General features: G+C 70.7%; 14 protein-coding genes. 6 read left to right on the forward strand and 8 right to left on the reverse strand.

The features are described from left to right. Positions 1-32 precede the first annotated feature (32 nt). From mmsA to iolC, 4 genes are all read right to left on the reverse strand, one after another. Positions 33-1,532, reverse strand: a complete 1,500-nt coding sequence (gene mmsA, locus AMK22_RS08895; RefSeq protein ID WP_073783114.1) for a CoA-acylating methylmalonate-semialdehyde dehydrogenase — start codon at positions 1,530-1,532, stop codon at positions 33-35. Between the two features lie 108 nt (positions 1,533-1,640). Further along, positions 1,641-3,530: a 3D-(3,5/4)-trihydroxycyclohexane-1,2-dione acylhydrolase (decyclizing) gene (iolD, locus tag AMK22_RS08900; protein ID WP_073783116.1), complete on the reverse strand. Its 1,890-nt coding sequence runs from the start codon at positions 3,528-3,530 to the stop codon at positions 1,641-1,643. Beyond that, on the reverse strand, positions 3,527-4,411 hold the full coding sequence (iolB, locus tag AMK22_RS08905) for a 5-deoxy-glucuronate isomerase (protein WP_073783118.1): 885 nt from the start codon (positions 4,409-4,411) through the stop codon (positions 3,527-3,529). The genes iolD and iolB overlap by 4 nt, the downstream gene beginning before the upstream one ends. 109 nt (positions 4,412-4,520) lie before the next feature. Beyond that, a complete protein-coding gene (gene iolC, locus AMK22_RS08910) occupies positions 4,521-5,657 on the reverse strand; it encodes a 5-dehydro-2-deoxygluconokinase (protein WP_073783120.1) in 1,137 nt (378 codons plus the stop codon). Between the two features lie 137 nt (positions 5,658-5,794). On the opposite strand from iolC, the gene AMK22_RS08915 reads away from it, so the two are divergent. From AMK22_RS08915 to AMK22_RS08930, 4 genes are all read left to right on the forward strand, one after another. Continuing rightward, a complete protein-coding gene (locus tag AMK22_RS08915) occupies positions 5,795-6,808 on the forward strand; it encodes a sugar phosphate isomerase/epimerase family protein (protein WP_242433887.1) in 1,014 nt (337 codons plus the stop codon). Between the two features lie 119 nt (positions 6,809-6,927). After that, positions 6,928-7,407: a peptidoglycan-binding domain-containing protein gene (locus AMK22_RS08920; RefSeq protein ID WP_079185997.1), complete on the forward strand. Its 480-nt coding sequence runs from the start codon at positions 6,928-6,930 to the stop codon at positions 7,405-7,407. Between the two features lie 205 nt (positions 7,408-7,612). Beyond that, the gene (locus tag AMK22_RS08925) at positions 7,613-7,924 is read left to right on the forward strand and encodes a heavy-metal-associated domain-containing protein (RefSeq protein WP_073783122.1); all 312 of its coding nucleotides are present in this window, start codon (positions 7,613-7,615) and stop codon (positions 7,922-7,924) included. Positions 7,925-8,047: 123 nt separating this feature from the next. Further along, positions 8,048-10,462, forward strand: a complete 2,415-nt coding sequence (locus AMK22_RS08930) for a heavy metal translocating P-type ATPase (protein ID WP_073783124.1) — start codon at positions 8,048-8,050, stop codon at positions 10,460-10,462. A gap of 579 nt (positions 10,463-11,041) precedes the next feature. On the opposite strand, the gene AMK22_RS08935 is transcribed toward AMK22_RS08930, so the two are convergent. Next, positions 11,042-12,340: a citrate synthase gene (locus AMK22_RS08935; RefSeq protein ID WP_073783126.1), complete on the reverse strand. Its 1,299-nt coding sequence runs from the start codon at positions 12,338-12,340 to the stop codon at positions 11,042-11,044. 129 nt (positions 12,341-12,469) lie between these two features. Further along, positions 12,470-14,770 carry an SF1B family DNA helicase RecD2 gene (recD2, locus tag AMK22_RS08940; protein ID WP_073783128.1) on the reverse strand — a complete coding sequence of 767 codons (2,301 nt, stop codon included), beginning with the start codon at positions 14,768-14,770 and terminating at the stop codon, positions 12,470-12,472. A gap of 270 nt (positions 14,771-15,040) precedes the next feature. On the opposite strand from recD2, the gene AMK22_RS08945 reads away from it, so the two are divergent. Together AMK22_RS08945 and AMK22_RS08950 are read left to right on the forward strand one after the other, a co-directional pair. Next, positions 15,041-15,559: an SRPBCC family protein gene (locus AMK22_RS08945; RefSeq protein ID WP_242433888.1), complete on the forward strand. Its 519-nt coding sequence runs from the start codon at positions 15,041-15,043 to the stop codon at positions 15,557-15,559. 626 nt (positions 15,560-16,185) lie between these two features. Beyond that, positions 16,186-16,587 carry a hypothetical protein gene (locus AMK22_RS08950; RefSeq protein ID WP_073783132.1) on the forward strand — a complete coding sequence of 134 codons (402 nt, stop codon included), beginning with the start codon at positions 16,186-16,188 and terminating at the stop codon, positions 16,585-16,587. A 12-nt stretch (positions 16,588-16,599) separates the two neighbouring features. On the opposite strand, the gene AMK22_RS08955 is transcribed toward AMK22_RS08950, so the two are convergent. Continuing rightward, entirely contained in the window at positions 16,600-16,923 is a 324-nt protein-coding gene (locus AMK22_RS08955) for a hypothetical protein (RefSeq protein WP_199883166.1), read from the reverse strand. Then, entirely contained in the window at positions 16,920-17,057 is a 138-nt protein-coding gene (locus AMK22_RS39450; protein WP_158072033.1) for a hypothetical protein, read from the reverse strand. The genes AMK22_RS08955 and AMK22_RS39450 overlap by 4 nt, the downstream gene beginning before the upstream one ends. Between the last annotated feature and the right edge of the window lie 63 nt (positions 17,058-17,120).

Here is a 17,120-nt window from a genome sequence, read left to right on the forward strand (position 1 = left end):
GGGATCGGGGCCCGCGGTCGGGGCAGTGGGGATCAGTGGTTGCGGGGGAAGCCCAGGTCCACACCGGCCGGTGCGTCGGCCGGGTCCGGCCAGCGGGTGGTGACGACCTTGCCGCGGGTGTAGAAGTGCACGCCGTCGTTGCCGTAGATGTGGTGGTCGCCGAAGAGGGAGTCCTTCCAGCCACCGAAGGAGTGGTAGCCCACCGGAACCGGGATCGGCACGTTGACGCCGACCATGCCGGCCTCGACCTCCAGCTGGAAGCGGCGGGCGGCACCGCCGTCACGGGTGAAGATCGCGGTGCCGTTGCCGAACGGCGAGGCGTTCATGAGGGCCACGCCCTCCTCGTACGTCTCCGCGCGCAGCACGCACAGCACCGGGCCGAAGATCTCGTCCTTGTACGCGTCCGAGTCGGTGGACACGTGGTCGAGGAGGGAGAGGCCGATCCAGTGGCCGTTCTCGAAGCCCTCGACGGTGAAGCCGCTGCCGTCCAGGACGACCTCGGCGCCCTGGGCCGCCGCGCCCGTGACGTAGGAGGCGACCTTGTCGCGGTGGGCGGCGGTGATCAGCGGGCCCATCTCGGAGGACGGGTCGTTGCCCGGGCCGATCTTGATCTTCTCAGCGCGCTCCTTGATCTTGGCGACGAGTTCGTCGCCGATGGAGCCGACCGCGACGACCGCGGAGATCGCCATGCAGCGCTCACCGGCGGAGCCGTAGGCGGCGGAGACGGCGGCGTCGGCGGCGGCGTCGAGGTCCGCGTCCGGCAGCACCAGCATGTGGTTCTTCGCCCCGCCGAGCGCCTGGACGCGCTTGCCGTTGGCGGAGGCGGTGGCGTGGATGTAGCGGGCGATCGGGGTGGAGCCCACGAAGGAGACCGCGGCCACGTCCGGGTGGTTCAGCAGACCGTCGACGGCGACCTTGTCACCGTGCAGGACGTTCAGCACACCGTCCGGCAGACCGGCCTCGGCGGCCAGCTCGGCCAGCAGCATGGCGGCCGACGGGTCCTTCTCGCTGGGCTTGAGCACGAACGTGTTGCCGCACGCGACGGCGAGCGGGAACATCCACATCGGCACCATGGCCGGGAAGTTGAACGGGGTGATTCCGGCGACGACGCCGAGCGACTGGCGGATCGCGGCGACGTCGACCCGGCTGGACACCTGGGTGGACAGCTCGCCCTTGAGCTGGGTGGTGATGCCGCAGGCCAGCTCGACGATCTCCAGACCGCGGGCCACCTCGCCCAGGGCGTCCGAGTGCACCTTGCCGTGCTCGGCGGTGATCAGGCGGGCGATGTCCTCGCGGTGGGCGTCGAGCAGCGCGCGGTAACGGAAGAGGATCGCGGTGCGGGTCGCCAGCGAGGAGGTGCCCCAGGTGGCGTAGGCCTCCTTCGCGGCGGCGACCGCGGCGTCCACCTCGTCGGGGGAGGCGAGGGCGACCCGGGTGGTGACCTCGCCCGTGGCCGGGTCGGTGACCGGGCCGTAGTTGCCCGACGCACCCTCGACGGTCTTGCCACCGATCCAGTGGTTGACGGTCTTCATGACAGAGCTCCTTCGATGGCATTCGGTGGGGGTTCGGTGGCGTCTTCGGATGGCTGGACGGGGCCGGCGGGAAGGGCGGGCTCCGGGCACCCCGCGGCGGTCGTCGCTTCAGAGGTGATGGCGTCGGTCGGCGGCATTCCGGTCGTACGTCTCGCGGGCTTTCACGGCCGACGGCCGGGTGGCCGTCTCAGCCACGGGAACATCCCACCACGCCTGTGCCGGAGGAGGGCCCGACACTGTGTCTGCCGTTTCGGTCTCGACGTAGACACAAGTGGGAACGTCCGAGGCCCGTGCCTCGGCGAGGGCTTCGCGCAGGTCGCGCACGGTCCTGGCGCGCAGCACCCGCATGCCGAGCGAGCCCGCGTTGGCCGCGAGGTCGACGGGCAGCGGCGGGCCGGTGAAGGTGCCGTCGGTGGCGCGGTGACGGTAGGCGGTGCCGAAGCGCTCGGCGCCGACCGTCTCGGAGAGGCCGCCGATGGACGCGTAGCCGTGGTTCTGGAGCACGACGAGCTTCACGGGCAGCTCCTGCTGCACGGCGGTGACGATCTCGGTGGGGTTCATCAGGTACGTGCCGTCGCCGACGAGCGCCCAGACGGGGCGGTCGGGGGCGGCCAGCCGGACCCCGATCGCGGCCGGGATCTCGTAGCCCATGCAGGAGTAGCCGTACTCGACGTGGTACTGGTGCGGGGAACGGGCCCGCCAGAGCTTGTGCAGGTCGCCGGGGAGCGAACCGGCCGCGTTGATCAGTACGTCGTCCTCGGTGACGAGCGCGTCGAGGAGGCCGAGGACCTGGGCCTGGGTGGGGCGGGCGTGCGGGTCGTCGGCGGTGAACGCGGCCGTCACCCGCCGTTCCCACTCCTTCTTGGCCTCGGTGTACTCGGTCTCGTAGGCCGGGTCGACGCGATGGTGGTGCGCGGCGAGCTCCGCGTCGAGCGCCTTCAGCGCGGTACGGGCGTCGGCGACGAGCGTGAGGGCGCCGAGCTTGTGCGCGTCGAAGCCGGTGATGTTGACGTTGAGGAAGCGGACCGCCGGGTTCTGGAACAGGGTGGCGGAGGCGGTGGTGAAGTCGGAGTAGCGGGTTCCGACGCCGATCACCAGGTCCGCGTGCCGGGCCAGCGCGTCGGCGGTCGCGGTGCCGGTGTGGCCGATGCCGCCGACGTCGGCGGGGTGGTCGTGGCGCAGGGAGCCCTTGCCCGCCTGGGTGGAGGCGACGGGGATGCGGGTGGCGGCGGCGAACGCGGCGAGGGCCTCCCCGGCCCCGCTGTGGCGCACACCGCCGCCCGCCACGATCAGCGGCCTGCGGGCGACGCGCACGGCCCGTACCGCCCGCTGGAGTTCGTACGGGTCGGGGGCGGGGCGGCGCACGTACCAGACGCGCTCGGCGAAGAACTCCTCCGGCCAGTCGTGCGCCTGGGCCTGCACGTCCTGCGGCAGCGCCAGCGTGACCGCGCCGGTCTCCGCCGGGTCGGCGAGGGTCCGCATGGCCTGGAGGGCGGCCGGGATCAGGGCCTCGGGGCGGGTGATCCGGTCGAAGTAGCGGGAGACGGGGCGCAGGCAGTCGTTGACGGAGACATCGCCCGCGTACGGGACCTCGAGCTGCTGGAGCACGGGGTCGGCGGGCCGGGTCGCGAAGATGTCGCCGGGCAGGAGCAGGACGGGGAGGTGGTTGACGGTGGCGAGGGCGGCTCCGGTGACGAGGTTGGTGGCGCCGGGGCCGATGGACGTGGTGACGGCATGCGCGGAGAGCCGGTCGGACTGGCGGGCGTAACCGACGGCGGCATGCACCATGGCCTGTTCGTTGCGGCCCTGGAAGTACGGCATGGACCGGCCGGACTCGACGAGCGCCTGACCGATCCCGGCGACGTTGCCGTGGCCGAAGATGCCCCAGGTGGCACTGATCAGCCGCTGCCGGCGGCCGTCGCGCTCGGTGTACTGACGGGTCAGGAAGGTCACCAGGGCCTGGGCGGTGGTGAGCCGTCGGGTGGCTGACGCGCTCACGAGACTGCCTCCGGTCCGTACAACGGAAGTCTCGGGTCCACGGGTTGTGAGGACCAGGTGTCGCGGATCCACGCGTGGTCGGGGTGGTCGGTGATGAGCCACTCCCGCTCCCCCGGGCCCGCCATGACGTTGAGGTAGTACAGCGTGCGGCCGGGCGGGGCGATGGACGGGCCGTGCCAGCCGTCGGGGATCAGGACCGCGTCGCCGCTGCGGACCTCGGCGAGGACGTCCGTACCGCCGGGACGGGACGGCGACACCCGGTGGTAGCCGAGGCCGTCGCGCTCCACCTCGAAGTAGTAGATCTCCTCCAGCACGGACTCGGCGCCGGGGCGGTGCTCGTCGTGCTTGTGCGGCGGGTACGACGACCAGTTGCCGCCGGGCGTGAGGACCTCGACGGCGATCAGCCGGTCGCACTCGAACGTGTCGGCGGCGGCGAAGTTGTTGACCTGCCGGGAGCAGTTCCCGGAGCCGCGCAGCTCCACGGGGACCTCCGGCGCGGGGCCGTAGCGAGCGGGGAGTCGTCGCTCGCACTTCGCTCCTGCCAGGGCGAAGCGGCCTCCTGCGCCGGAGGCGATCTGTGCGTGGGCGTCGCGCGGTAGGTAGGCGAAGTCGGATACCCCGCTGAACACGCTTTCCCGGCCCAGCAGTTCAAAGATCTCACCTGAGGTATGCACCGTACAGCCACCGGTCAGCGGCAGGACGATCCACTCGCTCTCCCCGGTGACGAGCGTGTGAATTCCACCCGGCTCCAATGCGAGCACGCGCAGGCGGGACCGGTCCCAGCCGGCGCGTTCCGGGGAGATGTCGAGGGTGTAGGAGCCGCTCGCCGTGCTGCCCGCGCCGAGGTGGCGGCGCGGTTCGTCGTCGTCATCCGTCGTCATGTCTCTTCCCTGCTCGTCCCTGCCCGTCGCTCGCCGACGTGCTGCCCGATGCCCGGGCCGGTGCGCGACCCGATGCCTGGCCCGACGCACGGGGTGGTGCGTGGCCGCGTCATGGTGCGGCTCCGGTGCGGTGGGCGGTGACGGCCCCCTCGGTCAGGACCGCCTCGACCTCGTGCGGGAACGGCATGGCGGACGAGCAGGAGAGCCGGGAGGCGACGATGGCCCCGGCCGCGTTGGCGTACCGCATGATGCGTGCGGTCTCCCAGCCCTTGAGCAGCCCGTGGCAGAGCGCCCCGCCGAACGCGTCGCCCGCGCCGAGGCCGTTGACCACCTCGACGGGCAACGGGGGCACGTCGGTGACCGTGCCGTCGCGGTGGACGGCGAGCACGCCCGCGGGGCCCCGTTTGACGACGGCCAGTTCGACACCGGCGGCGATCAGGGCGCGGGCGGCGGCGTACGGTTCGCTCTCCCCGGTCGCGATCGCGCACTCGTCGGGGTTGCCGACGGCGACGGTGGCGAGTGCGAGGGCCTCGCGGTAGCGGGTGGCGGCATGCGCCACCCGGCCGGAGGTGTCCGGCACCCGAGCGGAGGCGCCCGGCACCTGGTCGGAGGCATCCGACAACCGACCGTGAGGGTCCGGCGCCCGGCCGATTCCGTTCGGCGCGACGGCCGCGCCCGGTGGAGTGGCCGCGTCCGCCGTGGCCTCGCCCCAGAACATCGGGCGCCAGTCGAGGTCGAAGACGGTGATGCCGGACCGGCCGCGGGCGCGCAGCGCGGCAAGGGTCGAGGTGCGGCTCGGCTCGGCGCACAGACCGGTGCCCGTCGCCCAGAAGACCCGCGCGGACCGGATCGCGTCGAGATCCAGTTCCTCGGTCCGGATCTCCAGGTCCGGGGCCTTGGGGTGGCGGTAGAAGTAGAGGGGGAAGTCGTCGGGCGGGAAGACCTCGCAGAACGTGATCGGCGTCGGGTACGCGTCGACGGGCGTCGCCCACCGGTCGTCCACCCCGAACTCCCGCAACTGGTGGCGCAGATAGTCCCCGAAGGCGTCCCGCCCGGTGCGCGTCACCACCGCGGTCCGCCGGCCGAGCCGTGCCGCCGCGACGGCGACGTTGGAGGGCGAGCCGCCGAGGAACTTGCCGAACGTCTCGACCCGGGCCAGCGGCACACCGATCTGCAGGGGGTAGAGATCGACACCGATCCGGCCCATGGTGATCACGTCGTACGGCTCGGGCTTCGGCTCGGGCATGGGCGTGCACATCCCTTCGACCGGCGGCGCTGACGGCTGTTCAAGGTCTAACGGCCCTCCGACCCCCTGTCAACGCTATGTCCGGACATAAGGACGAATGATTGACAGAGGTTCCGGGGCCCGGAAGCCTGGACCGCATGGTCTCTCCCTCCCGAGCACCTGCTCCGTCGCGCATCCGCATCGGTTCGGCACCCGACTCGTGGGGGGTCTGGTTCCCCGACGATCCGCGGCAAGTGCCCTGGCAGCGCTTCCTCGACGAGGTCTCCGAGGCGGGTTACGAGTGGATCGAGCTGGGCCCGTACGGCTATCTCCCGACCGATCCGGCCCGGCTCGCCGACGAGACCGGCCGCCGGGGGCTCAGGGTGTCGGCCGGGACGGTCTTCACCGGATTGCACCACGGGCCGGGCGTCTGGGACCGGACCTGGTCGCATGTCGCCGGCATCGCGGCACTCACGCGGGCGATGGGCGCCGGGCATCTGGTGGTCATCCCGGCGTTCTGGCGCGACGACCGGACGGGCGAGGTCCTGGAGGACCGGGACCTGACCGCGGAGCAGTGGCGCGATCTCACCACCCAGACGGAACGGCTGGCCCGGGAGGTACGGGACCGGTACGGGCTGCGCGTCGTCGTCCACCCGCACGCCGACACCCACATCGACGGGGCGGAGAACGTCGGCCGCTTCCTCGACGCCACCGATCCCGACCTGGTCTCGCTCTGCCTCGACACCGGTCATTACGCGTACTGCGGCGGCGACAGCGTCGAACTGATCAAGACCTACGGCGAGCGGATCGGCTATCTGCACCTCAAGCAGGTCGATCCGGAGGTCCTGGCCCGGGTGGTGGCGGACGAGGTGCCGTTCGGGCCCGCCGTGGCGCGGGGCGTGATGTGCGAACCGCCGGGCGGGGTGCCCGCGCTGGAACCCGTGCTCGCCGCGGCCCGCGCCCTGAACGTCGACCTCTTCGCCATCGTCGAGCAGGACATGTACCCGTGCCCGCCCGACAAGCCGTTCCCCATTGCCCGCCGCACCCGGGACTACCTCCGCTCCTGCGGCGGCCCGCGGGGGAACGACGCACCGGCCGACCCGTCCGGGAACGACGCACCGGCCGACCCGTCCGGGAACGACGCGCCGACCGGACCGCACCGGGCCGGCTGACACGCCGAACGGTTCCGGGAAGTGACATCGTGGTGCTACGCGGTGTTGTCCTCGACAAGAGGGCGGTGCGCGGCCCCGGTCGCGCACCCCACCGCACCGTACGAGGAGCACGACCGACCATGACCCGGAAGACGCTGCTGTCCCGCAGGACCCACTGGACACACAGGCCGGACAGGACACGCGGGACGGACAGGACGCGCAGGGCGGCGGGGGCCGTCACCCTGGCCGTGGCCGCGCTGACCGCATCCCTGGCCGCTTCCCTCACGATCGCCCCGGCCGCATCGGCCCACCCGCAGAACCCGGTGCCGCCGCCCGGTTCCAGCCCGGTCTGTGCCTTCTACGACGGCGACGCGCCGACCGTGTACGGAGAACGGGGCGACCGGGTCTCCCAGGTCCAGTGCATGCTCGCCAACCGTCACTATCTGCCGTGGTCCGCTCTCGACGGACGGTTCGGGCCGCAGACCTTCCTGGCCGTGCAGCGCTTCCAGGCGGACCATCCGCCGCTCGCGCCGAACGGCCTGGTCACCGAGGCCACCTGGTCGGCGCTCTGGCACGCGGGACCGAGCCGTACGAACCCGCTCCCCCACCCCCCGATGTGAGACGACACGTCCACCGTGGAACTCGCCCGTCGACGGGGGCACTCGCATTCATACCCCCTAGGGGTATAGAGTGCGAGTATCGGAGCCCACCGGACCCGCCGGGTTCCCGATGCCATGCCGTTTCGCGCCCGCCGCGACCGGGAGGCCGTGGCCGGAGCGTCGCGGCTGACGAGTGGCAGTCGAAGAGTCGAAGAGGAGAACACCCATGACCGCCGAGACCCAGCTTCCCCAGGCCACCGGCTCCTGCTGCTCGCCGAGCGGCTCCTGCCACGACAGCGCTGGCGGCGACTCCGCGGCGGGCGCGGTGACCACCGTCTACCAGGTGTCCGGCATGACCTGCGGACACTGCGAGGGGGCGGTCTCCGAGGAGATCTCCGGCATCAAGGGCGTCACCTCGGTGAAGGCGGTGGCCTCCACCGGCCAGGTGACCGTCGTCTCCGACGCCCCGCTGTCAGAGGAGGACGTGCGCGCCGCGGTCGACGAGGCGGGCTACGAGCTCGTCGGCGCCACGGCCTGACCCACGGGCCCGGGACGAAGCCGCTCCCCGGGCCGACCCGCATCACCCGCGTTGTCGCCGGGCCGGACCTGCCAGCAGATACTGGTGGGGTACGGCCCGGTCGGCGTTTCAGGAGTTTCGGACATGCACAGCGCGACGGAAGCCGGGGCACCGGCGACCGAGAACTTCCGGGCCGAACTCGCGATCGGCGGGATGACCTGCGCCTCCTGCGCGGCCCGGGTCGAGAAGAAGCTCAACCGCATGAACGGCGTCACCGCCACGGTCAACTACGCGACCGAGAAGGCCCGGGTGTCGTTCGGTCCGGGCACCGGGATCGCCGATCTGATCGCCACGGTCGAGAAGACCGGTTACACGGCACGACCCGTACCCTCCCCCGCCCCGGCACGGGCCCCCGCACCACCTCCCACGCCCCGGACCGGCACCGAAGCCGACCGGTCCGCCGACGTCACCGGGCGGCCCCATGTCCCGGAACGGGCCGCTGTCCCCCCTGGCCGGCCCACCGCCACCGCCGTCCGATCGGCCGACATCGCCGAGCGGCCCGCCGACGCCGCCGAACGGGAAGCCGCCGCCGCGCTCGCCGCGCTGCGGCAGCGCCTGACCGTGTCGGCGGTCCTCGCCGCCCCCGTCGTCCTGCTCTCGATGATCCCGGCCTTCCAGTTCGACAACTGGCAGTGGCTCTCCCTCGCTCTCGCCGCGCCCGTCGTCGTCTGGGGCGGGCTGCCCTTCCACCGCGCCACCTGGACCAATCTGCGGCACGGCGTGGCCACCATGGACACCCTGGTCTCGGTCGGCACCCTCGCCGCCTTCGGCTGGTCCCTGTGGGCCCTGTTCCTCGGTGACGCGGGCGTGACCGGGATGCGGCACGGCTTCGACCTCATCGCCTCGCGCCACGGGGCCTCCTCCACCATCTATCTGGAGGTCGCGGCGGGCGTCATCACCTTCATCCTGCTCGGCCGGTACCTGGAGGCCCGCTCCAAGCGGAAGGCCGGTTCCGCCCTGCGTGCGCTGATGCACCTGGGTGCGAAGGACGTCTCCCTCCTTCGCGACGGTACGGAGGTGCGCGTTCCCGTGAGCCGTCTCGTCGTCGGCGACCGCTTCGTCGTACGGCCCGGCGAGAAGATCGCCACCGACGGCACGGTCGTCGAGGGTGCGTCGGCCGTGGACGCCTCCATGCTCACCGGGGAGTCCGCCCCGGTCGACGTGGGCGTCGGCGACTCCGTCACCGGGGCCACCGTGAACGCCTCCGGCCGGCTGGTCGTCGAGGCGACCCGGATCGGCGCCGACACGCAGCTGGCCCGGATGGCCAGGCTCGTCGAGGACGCACAGAACGGCAAGGCGGCGGCACAGCGCCTCGCGGACCGGATCTCGGCCGTCTTCGTCCCGGTCGTCATCGCGCTCGCCCTGGCCACACTGCTCGCGTGGCTGCTCGTCGCGGACGACGTGACGGCGGCGTTCACGGCCGCCGTGGCCGTACTGATCATCGCCTGCCCGTGCGCCCTGGGCCTGGCCACCCCGACCGCCCTCATGGTCGGCACCGGCCGCGGCGCCCAGCTCGGCATCCTGATCAAGGGCCCCGAAGTCCTGGAGACCACCCGCCGCGTCGACACCATCGTCCTCGACAAGACCGGCACCGTCACCACCGGCCGCATGACCCTCCTCGACGTCCACACCACCACGGACACCACCGAGACCGAAGTCCTGCGCCTCGCCGGCGCCCTGGAACACTCCTCCGAACACCCCATCGCCCAGGCCGTCGCCACCGGCGCCACCGAACGCACCGGCACCCCCCTCCCCACCCCCGAGGACTTCACCAACGTCCCCGGACTCGGCGTCCAGGGCATCGTCGACGGCCACGCCGTCCTCGTCGGCCGCGAACAACTGCTCACGAAGGCGGGCATCGGGATCCCCGCCGATCCGGCGGGCGCCGTGGCGCACGCGGCGGGCTGGGGCCGTACCGCGATCGTGGTCGCCTGGGACGGTGAGGCGCGCGCGGTCCTGGAGGTCGCCGACGCCGTCAAGAGCTCAAGTGCGCAGGCCGTCACCGAACTGCGCGCGCTCGGCCTGACCCCGATCCTGCTGACGGGCGACAACCGGGCGGTGGCCGAGGCCGTCGCGGCCGAGGTCGGGATCGACACGGTGTACGCGGAGGTCATGCCCGAGGACAAGGTCGACGTCGTCAAGGAACTCCAGTCCCAGGGGCGCTCCGTCGCCATGGTCGGCGACGGCGTGAACGACGCGGCGGCGCTCGCCCAGGCCGACCTGGGCCTGGCGATGGGTACCGGCACGGACGCCGCGATCGAGGCGAGCGATCTCACGCTCGTTCGTGGAGATCTCAAGGTGGCGGCCGATGCGATCAGGCTCTCCCGGCGCACCCTGACCACCATCAGGGGCAACCTGCTCTGGGCATTCGGTTATAACGTCGCCGCCCTGCCCCTTGCGGCATTTGGGCTGCTCAACCCTATGATTGCCGGAGCGGCGATGGCGCTCTCATCGGTCTTCGTCGTAACGAACAGCCTGCGGTTGCGTGCCTTCACGTAACTTCCACAAAGAGACTTAGATCACATCGATTTAAGGGTAACCATCTGATGGGTTCGCGAGTCTAAGAGTGCGATGCCAAGGATGTCTTGGGGGACGTCCGGCGAAGCGTCTTGGGGGACGCTTCGGGCAAGCGTTGGCCGGGGCACGTGCACCGGGGAGCTTTGAGCGGCCCTCCCGTGCGTACGTACCCCGGCAGATCGCACCGGAAGTACAAGTGAAGAACGCAGTTCGCAGTGGGCGAGGGTACGCCCAGGAGCCTCGGCTCCCGCAGACACCCGGCCGGATCCCGTGGGGGGAATCCGCTCCGGGATATGGGAAGCGCCTCGTTGTCGGCCCGTGGGGGGATCGACGGCGGGGCGCTTCTCCCTGTCCGCCGCCCTTCCCGCAACGCGCACCCCGCAACACGCACTGCCCCGGAACGCGAATCGCCCCGTGCTCCGCGCTCTGTGCGACAGCGCGGTACACGGGGCGAAGACCACCGGCCGACCGGCGGCCGGAATGGTGCGAGGTGCCACGAGCCTCAATGGCTCGGGACCTGCCCGCCCGGGCTCGATCGGCCCGGGCTCTGTCCGCTCGGACTCAGCGGCTCTCGACCGGGACGAAGTCGCGCAGGACCTCGCCGGTGTAGATCTGGCGCGGGCGGCCGATGCGGGAACCCGGCTCCTTGATCATCTCGTGCCACTGGGCGATCCAGCCCGGGAGGCGGCCGAGCGCGAACAGCACGGTGAACATCTCGGTCGGGAAGCCCATGGCCCGGTAGATGAGACCGGTGTAGAAGTCCACGTTGGGGTAGAGGTTGCGCGCGACGAAGTACTCGTCGGAGAGCGCGTGCTCCTCCAGCTTCAGCGCGATGTCGAGCAGCTCGTCGGACTTGCCGAGCGCGGACAGCACGTCGTGGGCGGCGGCCTTGATGATCTTGGCGCGCGGGTCGAAGGACTTGTAGACGCGGTGGCCGAAGCCCATCAGCCGGACGCCGTCCTCCTTGTTCTTCACCTTGGTGATGAAGGAGTCGACGTCGCCGCCGTTGGCCTGGATGCCCTCCAGCATCTCCAGCACCGACTGGTTGGCGCCGCCGTGCAGCGGGCCCCACAGCGCCGAGATGCCGGCGGAGATCGAGGCGAACATGTTCGCCTGCGAGGAGCCGACCAGACGCACGGTGGAGGTCGAACAGTTCTGCTCGTGGTCCGCGTGCAGGATGAGCAGCTTGTCGAGCGCGGAGACGACGACCGGGTCCAGCTCGTACTCCTGGGCGGGGACCGAGAAGGTCATGCGCAGGAAGTTCTCGACGTACCCGAGGTCGTTGCGCGGGTAGACGAAGGGGTGGCCGATCGACTTCTTGTACGCGTACGCGGCGATCGTCGGCAGCTTGGCCAACAGCCGGATCGTCGAGAGGTGGCGCTGCTCCTCGTCGAACGGGTTGTGGCTGTCCTGGTAGAACGTGGACAGCGCGCTGACCACCGAGGACAGCATGGCCATTGGGTGGGCGTCGCGCGGGAATCCGTCGAAGAACCGCTTGACGTCCTCGTGCAGCAGCGTGTGCTGGGTGATCTCGTTCTTGAAGGCCGACAGCTCGTCGACCTTGGGAAGCTCACCGTTGATGAGGGTGTACGCGACCTCGAGGAACGTCGAGCGCTCGGCGAGCTGCTCGATGGGGTAGCCGCGGTAGCGCAGAATGCCCTGCTCGCCATCGAGGTAGGTGATGGCGGATTTATAGGCCGCGGTGTTGCCGTACCCGCTGTCCAGCGTCACCAGACCGGTGTTGGCGCGGAGCTTCCCGATGTCGAAGCCCTTGTCCCCGACGGTGCTCTCGATCAGCGGGTAGGTGTACTCGCCGTCGCCGTACCGCAGTACTACAGCGTTGTTGGTGTGCTCGCTCACGTCATCCCTCACCGACGTAGTGCCTCTTCTTCGAGGTTCCCTGACTATCTCCACCCTCCCCCATTCGGCCCAGGAGAGTGCACTCGAGGTCGTCCATTGGACCTACTCGCGGCACTGAGTGCCGCGAGCCTACTCATCCTGCCCCGTCCGTTCCGGTTCCGGAAGGGCTGCGTGATGTTTCCCACCGATTTGATCGATCATTTTTCCCGAGGACCCTCCGCCGGAAGCTCCCGCCAGCCGGAAATCCAGCGCCGTACAGCGTCTGCCCGCGGAAACCGTGCGGACCGCCTGGCCGATCGCCTGCCGTGAGCCGACCAGGACGACGAGCTTCTTGGCCCTGGTCACGGCGGTGTAGAGCAGGTTCCTCTGGAGCATCATCCAGGCGCTCCTGGTGACGGGGATGACGACGGCGGGGTACTCGCTGCCCTGGGAGCGATGGATCGTCATGGCGTAGGCGTGGGCCAGCTCGTCCAGCTCGTCGAAGTCGTAGTCGATCTTCTCGTCCTCGTCTGTGAGGACCGTCAGCTTCTGTTCGTCCTGGTCGAGGGCGGTGACGACACCGACCGTGCCGTTGAAGACGCCGTTCTCGCCCTTGTCGTAGTTGTTGCGGATCTGCGTGACCTTGTCGCCGACCCGGAAGACCCGGCCGCCGAAGCGCTTCTCGGGCAGGTCGGGCCGGCCCGGCGTGATGGCCTGCTGGAGCAGCCCGTTGAGCACGCCCGCGCCGGCCGGTCCCCGGTGCATCGGGGCGAGGACCTGCACGTCGCGCCGCGCGTCCAGGCCGAACCTGGCCGGGATGCGGCGGGCCGCCACGTCCACCGCGAGCCTGCCCGCGTCCTCGGTCTCGTCCTCCACGAAGAGGAAGAAGTCCTTGAGGCCCTGGGTGAGGGGCGGCACCCCGGAGTTGATCCGGTGTGCGTTGGTGACCACCCCGGACTGCTGGGCCTGGCGGAAGATCGTGGTCAGCCGGACCGCCGGAACGGGGCCGCCGTCGGCGAGGAGGTCGCGCAGCACCTCCCCCGCGCCGACCGACGGGAGCTGGTCGACGTCCCCGACGAGCAGCAGATGGGCACCGGGTGCCACCGCCTTCAGCAACTTGTTGGCGAGCAGCAGATCGAGCATCGACGCCTCGTCGACGACGACGAGATCGGCGTCCAGCGGCCGGTCCCGGTCGTAGGCGGCATCGCCGCCCGGCTTGAGCTCCAGGAGCCGGTGCACGGTCGACGCCTCGGCCCCGGTCAGCTCGGAGAGCCGTTTGGCCGCCCGCCCGGTGGGCGCGGCCAGCACCACCTTGGCCCGCTTGACCCGGGCCAGCTCCACGATGGACCGGACGGTGAACGACTTCCCGCAGCCGGGGCCTCCGGTCAGCACGGCGACCTTGCGGCTGAGCGCGAGCCGTACCGCTGCCTCCTGCTCCGGCGCCAGCGACGCCCCCGTGCGCGTCGCGAGCCAGGCCAGGGCCTTGTCCCAGTCGACGTCCTCGAAGGCCGGCAACCGCTCCTCGGGCGTCCGCAGCAGCCGCCGCACCTGCGCGGCGAGCGAGACCTCGGCCCGGTGGAACGGCACGAGATAGACGGCGGTGACCATCTCGCCGCCCTCGGGCGACGGCACCTTCTCCCGTACGACGCCCTCCGGGTCCTCGGCCAGTTCGGCGAGGCAGTCGATGACCAGGCCGGTGTCGACCTGGAGCAGCTTCACCCCGTCCGCGATCAGCCGTTCCTCGGGAAGGAAGCAGTGCCCCTGGTCGGTGGACTGCGACAGCGCGTACTGCAGTCCCGCCTTGACCCGCTCCGGGCTGTCGTGCGGGATGCCGACGGCCTGGGCGATCTTGTCGGCGGTGAGGAAGCCGATGCCCCAGACGTCGGCGGCCAGCCGGTAGGGCTGGTTCTTCACGACGGAGATCGAGGCGTCCTCGTACTTCTTGTAGATGCGTACCGCGATGGAGGTGGAGACGCCGACGCCCTGGAGGAAGACCATGACCTCCTTGATCGCCTTCTGCTCCTCCCAGGCCGCCGCGATCATCTTCGTCCGCTTCGGTCCGAGTCCTGGCACCTCGACCAGGCGCTTCGGCTCGTTCTCGATGATGTCGAGGGTGTCGACGCCGAAATGCGTGGTGATCCGGTCCGCCATGACCGGGCCGATGCCCTTGATCAGGCCGGAGCCGAGATAGCGGCGTATGCCCTGGATGGTGGCGGGCAGCACGGTCGTGTAGTTCTCGACCGTGAACTGCTTGCCGTACTGGGAGTGCGAGCTCCAGCGCCCCTCCATCCGCAGGGACTCACCGACCTGGGCGCCGAGCAGCGAGCCGACCACGGTCAGCAGATCACCCGCGCCGCGACCCGTGTCGACGCGGGCGACGGTGTACCCGTTCTCCTCGTTGGCGTACGTGATGCGCTCCAGCACACCTTCGAGGACGGCCATGTTGGACATGCTCCGACGGTATCGGGCGGCACCGACATCGCGGGACGGGGGCTTCGCCGGACGTAGGGGCGCGGCTCGGAATGCCACTCCCCGGGTACTTCGGGGCCCCTCCGGGGGATCGGGCCCGGACCGTTGCGCACGGGGAGCGCGATCGGAATGATCAATGGGCGCGACGAGGAGGGCGCCTCCGAAGGAAAGAAGGGGAGCGCCTTCGAAGAGCGAGAAGATGAAAGGAAGATCAAAGAGGGAGATGCTTTGAGATACGCCGATGGTCCGAGCATGCAGTGCGCCGTCCATGTCGAGGCGGCCGTGCCGCGGGTGTGGGACATGGTGACGGACATCCACCTGCCGACCCGGTTCAGCCCGGAGTTGAAGCGCGTCGTCTGGCTCGACGGGGCGGACGGTCCCGTGGTGGGTGCGCGCTTCGAGGGCTTCAACCACAACGACAGGCTCGGCGATTGGCAGACCGTCTCCCAGGTGACCGAGGTGGCGGAACGGCGCGCGTTCACCTGGGCCGTCCTGGACGTGAACGGGCGGTACGGCGAGGCGACGCTGGACCCGGAGCGATGCCTGGCGTCCTGGCGCTACGAGATCGAGGCCGAGGGCACGGGCACCCTGTTGCGGCAGACGGTCCGCCTCGGGCCGGGTCGCAGCGGGCTCACCGTGGCCATCGAGAAGATGCCGGACCGGGAAGAGGAGATCATCGCCTTCCGGCTGAAGGATCTGCGTGCCGGAATGGAGACCACCCTCGACGGCATCAGGACGCTCGCCGAGAAGGACGGTCGAGGCGGCGACTGACCCGGAAGGCCGACGCCCGGCCGGAACGACCGAGCCGAGGCGGGACCGGTGGCCGACCGGCGCCGAAGCCGGAAGGACCGACGCCGAAGCCGCACCGAATCGGTACGGCTTCAGCGGGCTTCGGTGGGCTCCGGCGGGCTTCGGCGGGCTTCCGGCGGGCTTCCGGCGAGCTTCCGGCGGGCTTCGGCGGAGCCTCGTTGGGCCTCAGTGGGGCTTCACGTACTCCACCTTCACCACGTCCGGCACGTCGGCCGGCTTCTCCCGACCGGTCAGGAGCGGCTGCGTCGACATGTCGCCCGTGAGGTAACGACGGAAGAAGGCGACGGTGTAGCTCGTGGCGATCCGGCGCTGGGTGACCTCGTCGAGCCCCTGGTGCCGTCCACGACGCGCGGCTCCTTCCTCTCAGGCGTCGCTCCCAGGAGCCCGTGCCACCGCTTCCGGGAACACGTGTCACCGCTTCCGGGAACACGCGTCGCCGTTACCGGGAACACTCCTGGTAACTTCCGTGCGGCACGGAACTGGCCACCAGACGCACCCGAACCAGCGCCAACTCCCTTGTCGGACCGTACGCTTGAGACGTCTGCGCGTTTCCCTCCGAAACGTTCGGCCCCAGGGGGAGGTCGTACATGCAGGCTTCGGAACTGGCCGCGCGTGCAGTGCGGGTGCTGAGCGGGGACGCGCCGTTCCCGCCCTCCGCGCCGACCTCCGCATCACCGCGACCGGCCGCCGCCCCGTTCCCCGCCGTCCCCGATGCGGCCGACGTCAGGAAGGTGTGGCTGCTGGGCTTCCCGCAGCTGCTGCTGGCCTACGTCGTCATCGTCCTTTTCACACGGCTGAACGGGCCGGGATGGCTGACGGCCCTTCTCCTGCTCGCCTCGACCGGCCTGGCGGCCTACGGAGCCTGGTGCGGTATCCGCCTCCTCCTGCGCCGCACGAGCAGCGTGCCGCTCATCGCCGGAACCGTGGTCGACGCGCTCGTTCTGATCAGGCTGGTCATCTGGCTGACCTCAGGAGCAGCGGCGTTGTGACCTCCGGCCACTTCACCGGGGCCCTGTCGGACCCAACTGCACGAGCCGGACTCCCCGGCTCTCCGCGATCCGCTTGACGTCCCGCAGGGACTCCGTCAACCGCGATGCCAGGAAGTGCAGTTCGCTGCCGGTCACCCGCCCGTCCGCCAACAGGGCGTCGGCATGACCGAGCAGGTCGTCCGCCATGCCGAGCTGAATGCTCTCGATGCCGTCGGCCATCCGCGACACATGACCGGTTCCGTCCCCGATGGCGTAACACGGCCCGCCGTCCGCCCTGGTCCAGGGCAACAACCGCACGGTGCCGCAGCCATCCGCCCCTCCCTCCTGCCCGGTCACGCGGCGGCCTCCGCCGCTCGGTGAACGGTGACGGGACCTGCCACGTACACACAGGAGTACGGCCGGGCAACAGCCGGGGCCGGGCGCACCAAGCTCACCAACGACTTGGTGAGTCGGCGGACGAGATACTTCATGACGACGTGCTCTCCTTACGCAATTGCCCACGAACGGATGCGTTCTGTGGCGACCTCATCACA

The organism is Streptomyces sp. CB01580 (assembly GCF_001905795.1).
Taxonomy (GTDB): domain Bacteria; phylum Actinomycetota; class Actinomycetes; order Streptomycetales; family Streptomycetaceae; genus Streptomyces.

Bases quoted from the DNA above. Each gene is read 5' to 3' on its own strand.
- mmsA (WP_073783114.1), bottom strand. From the start codon at position 1,532: ATGAAGACCGTCAACCACTGGATCGGTGGCAAGACCGTCGAGGGTGCG.
- iolB (WP_073783118.1), bottom strand. From the start codon at position 4,411: ATGACGACGGATGACGACGACGAACCGCGCCGCCACCTCGGCGCGGGC.
- iolC (WP_073783120.1), bottom strand. From the start codon at position 5,657: ATGCCCGAGCCGAAGCCCGAGCCGTACGACGTGATCACCATGGGCCGG.
- AMK22_RS08915 (WP_242433887.1), top strand. From the start codon at position 5,795: ATGGTCTCTCCCTCCCGAGCACCTGCTCCGTCGCGCATCCGCATCGGT.
- AMK22_RS08920 (WP_079185997.1), top strand. From the start codon at position 6,928: ATGACCCGGAAGACGCTGCTGTCCCGCAGGACCCACTGGACACACAGG.
- AMK22_RS08925 (WP_073783122.1), top strand. From the start codon at position 7,613: ATGACCGCCGAGACCCAGCTTCCCCAGGCCACCGGCTCCTGCTGCTCG.
- AMK22_RS08930 (WP_073783124.1), top strand. From the start codon at position 8,048: ATGCACAGCGCGACGGAAGCCGGGGCACCGGCGACCGAGAACTTCCGG.
- recD2 (WP_073783128.1), bottom strand. From the start codon at position 14,770: ATGTCCAACATGGCCGTCCTCGAAGGTGTGCTGGAGCGCATCACGTAC.
- AMK22_RS08945 (WP_242433888.1), top strand. From the start codon at position 15,041: ATGCAGTGCGCCGTCCATGTCGAGGCGGCCGTGCCGCGGGTGTGGGAC.
- AMK22_RS08950 (WP_073783132.1), top strand. From the start codon at position 16,186: ATGCAGGCTTCGGAACTGGCCGCGCGTGCAGTGCGGGTGCTGAGCGGG.
- AMK22_RS39450 (WP_158072033.1), bottom strand. From the start codon at position 17,057: ATGAAGTATCTCGTCCGCCGACTCACCAAGTCGTTGGTGAGCTTGGTG.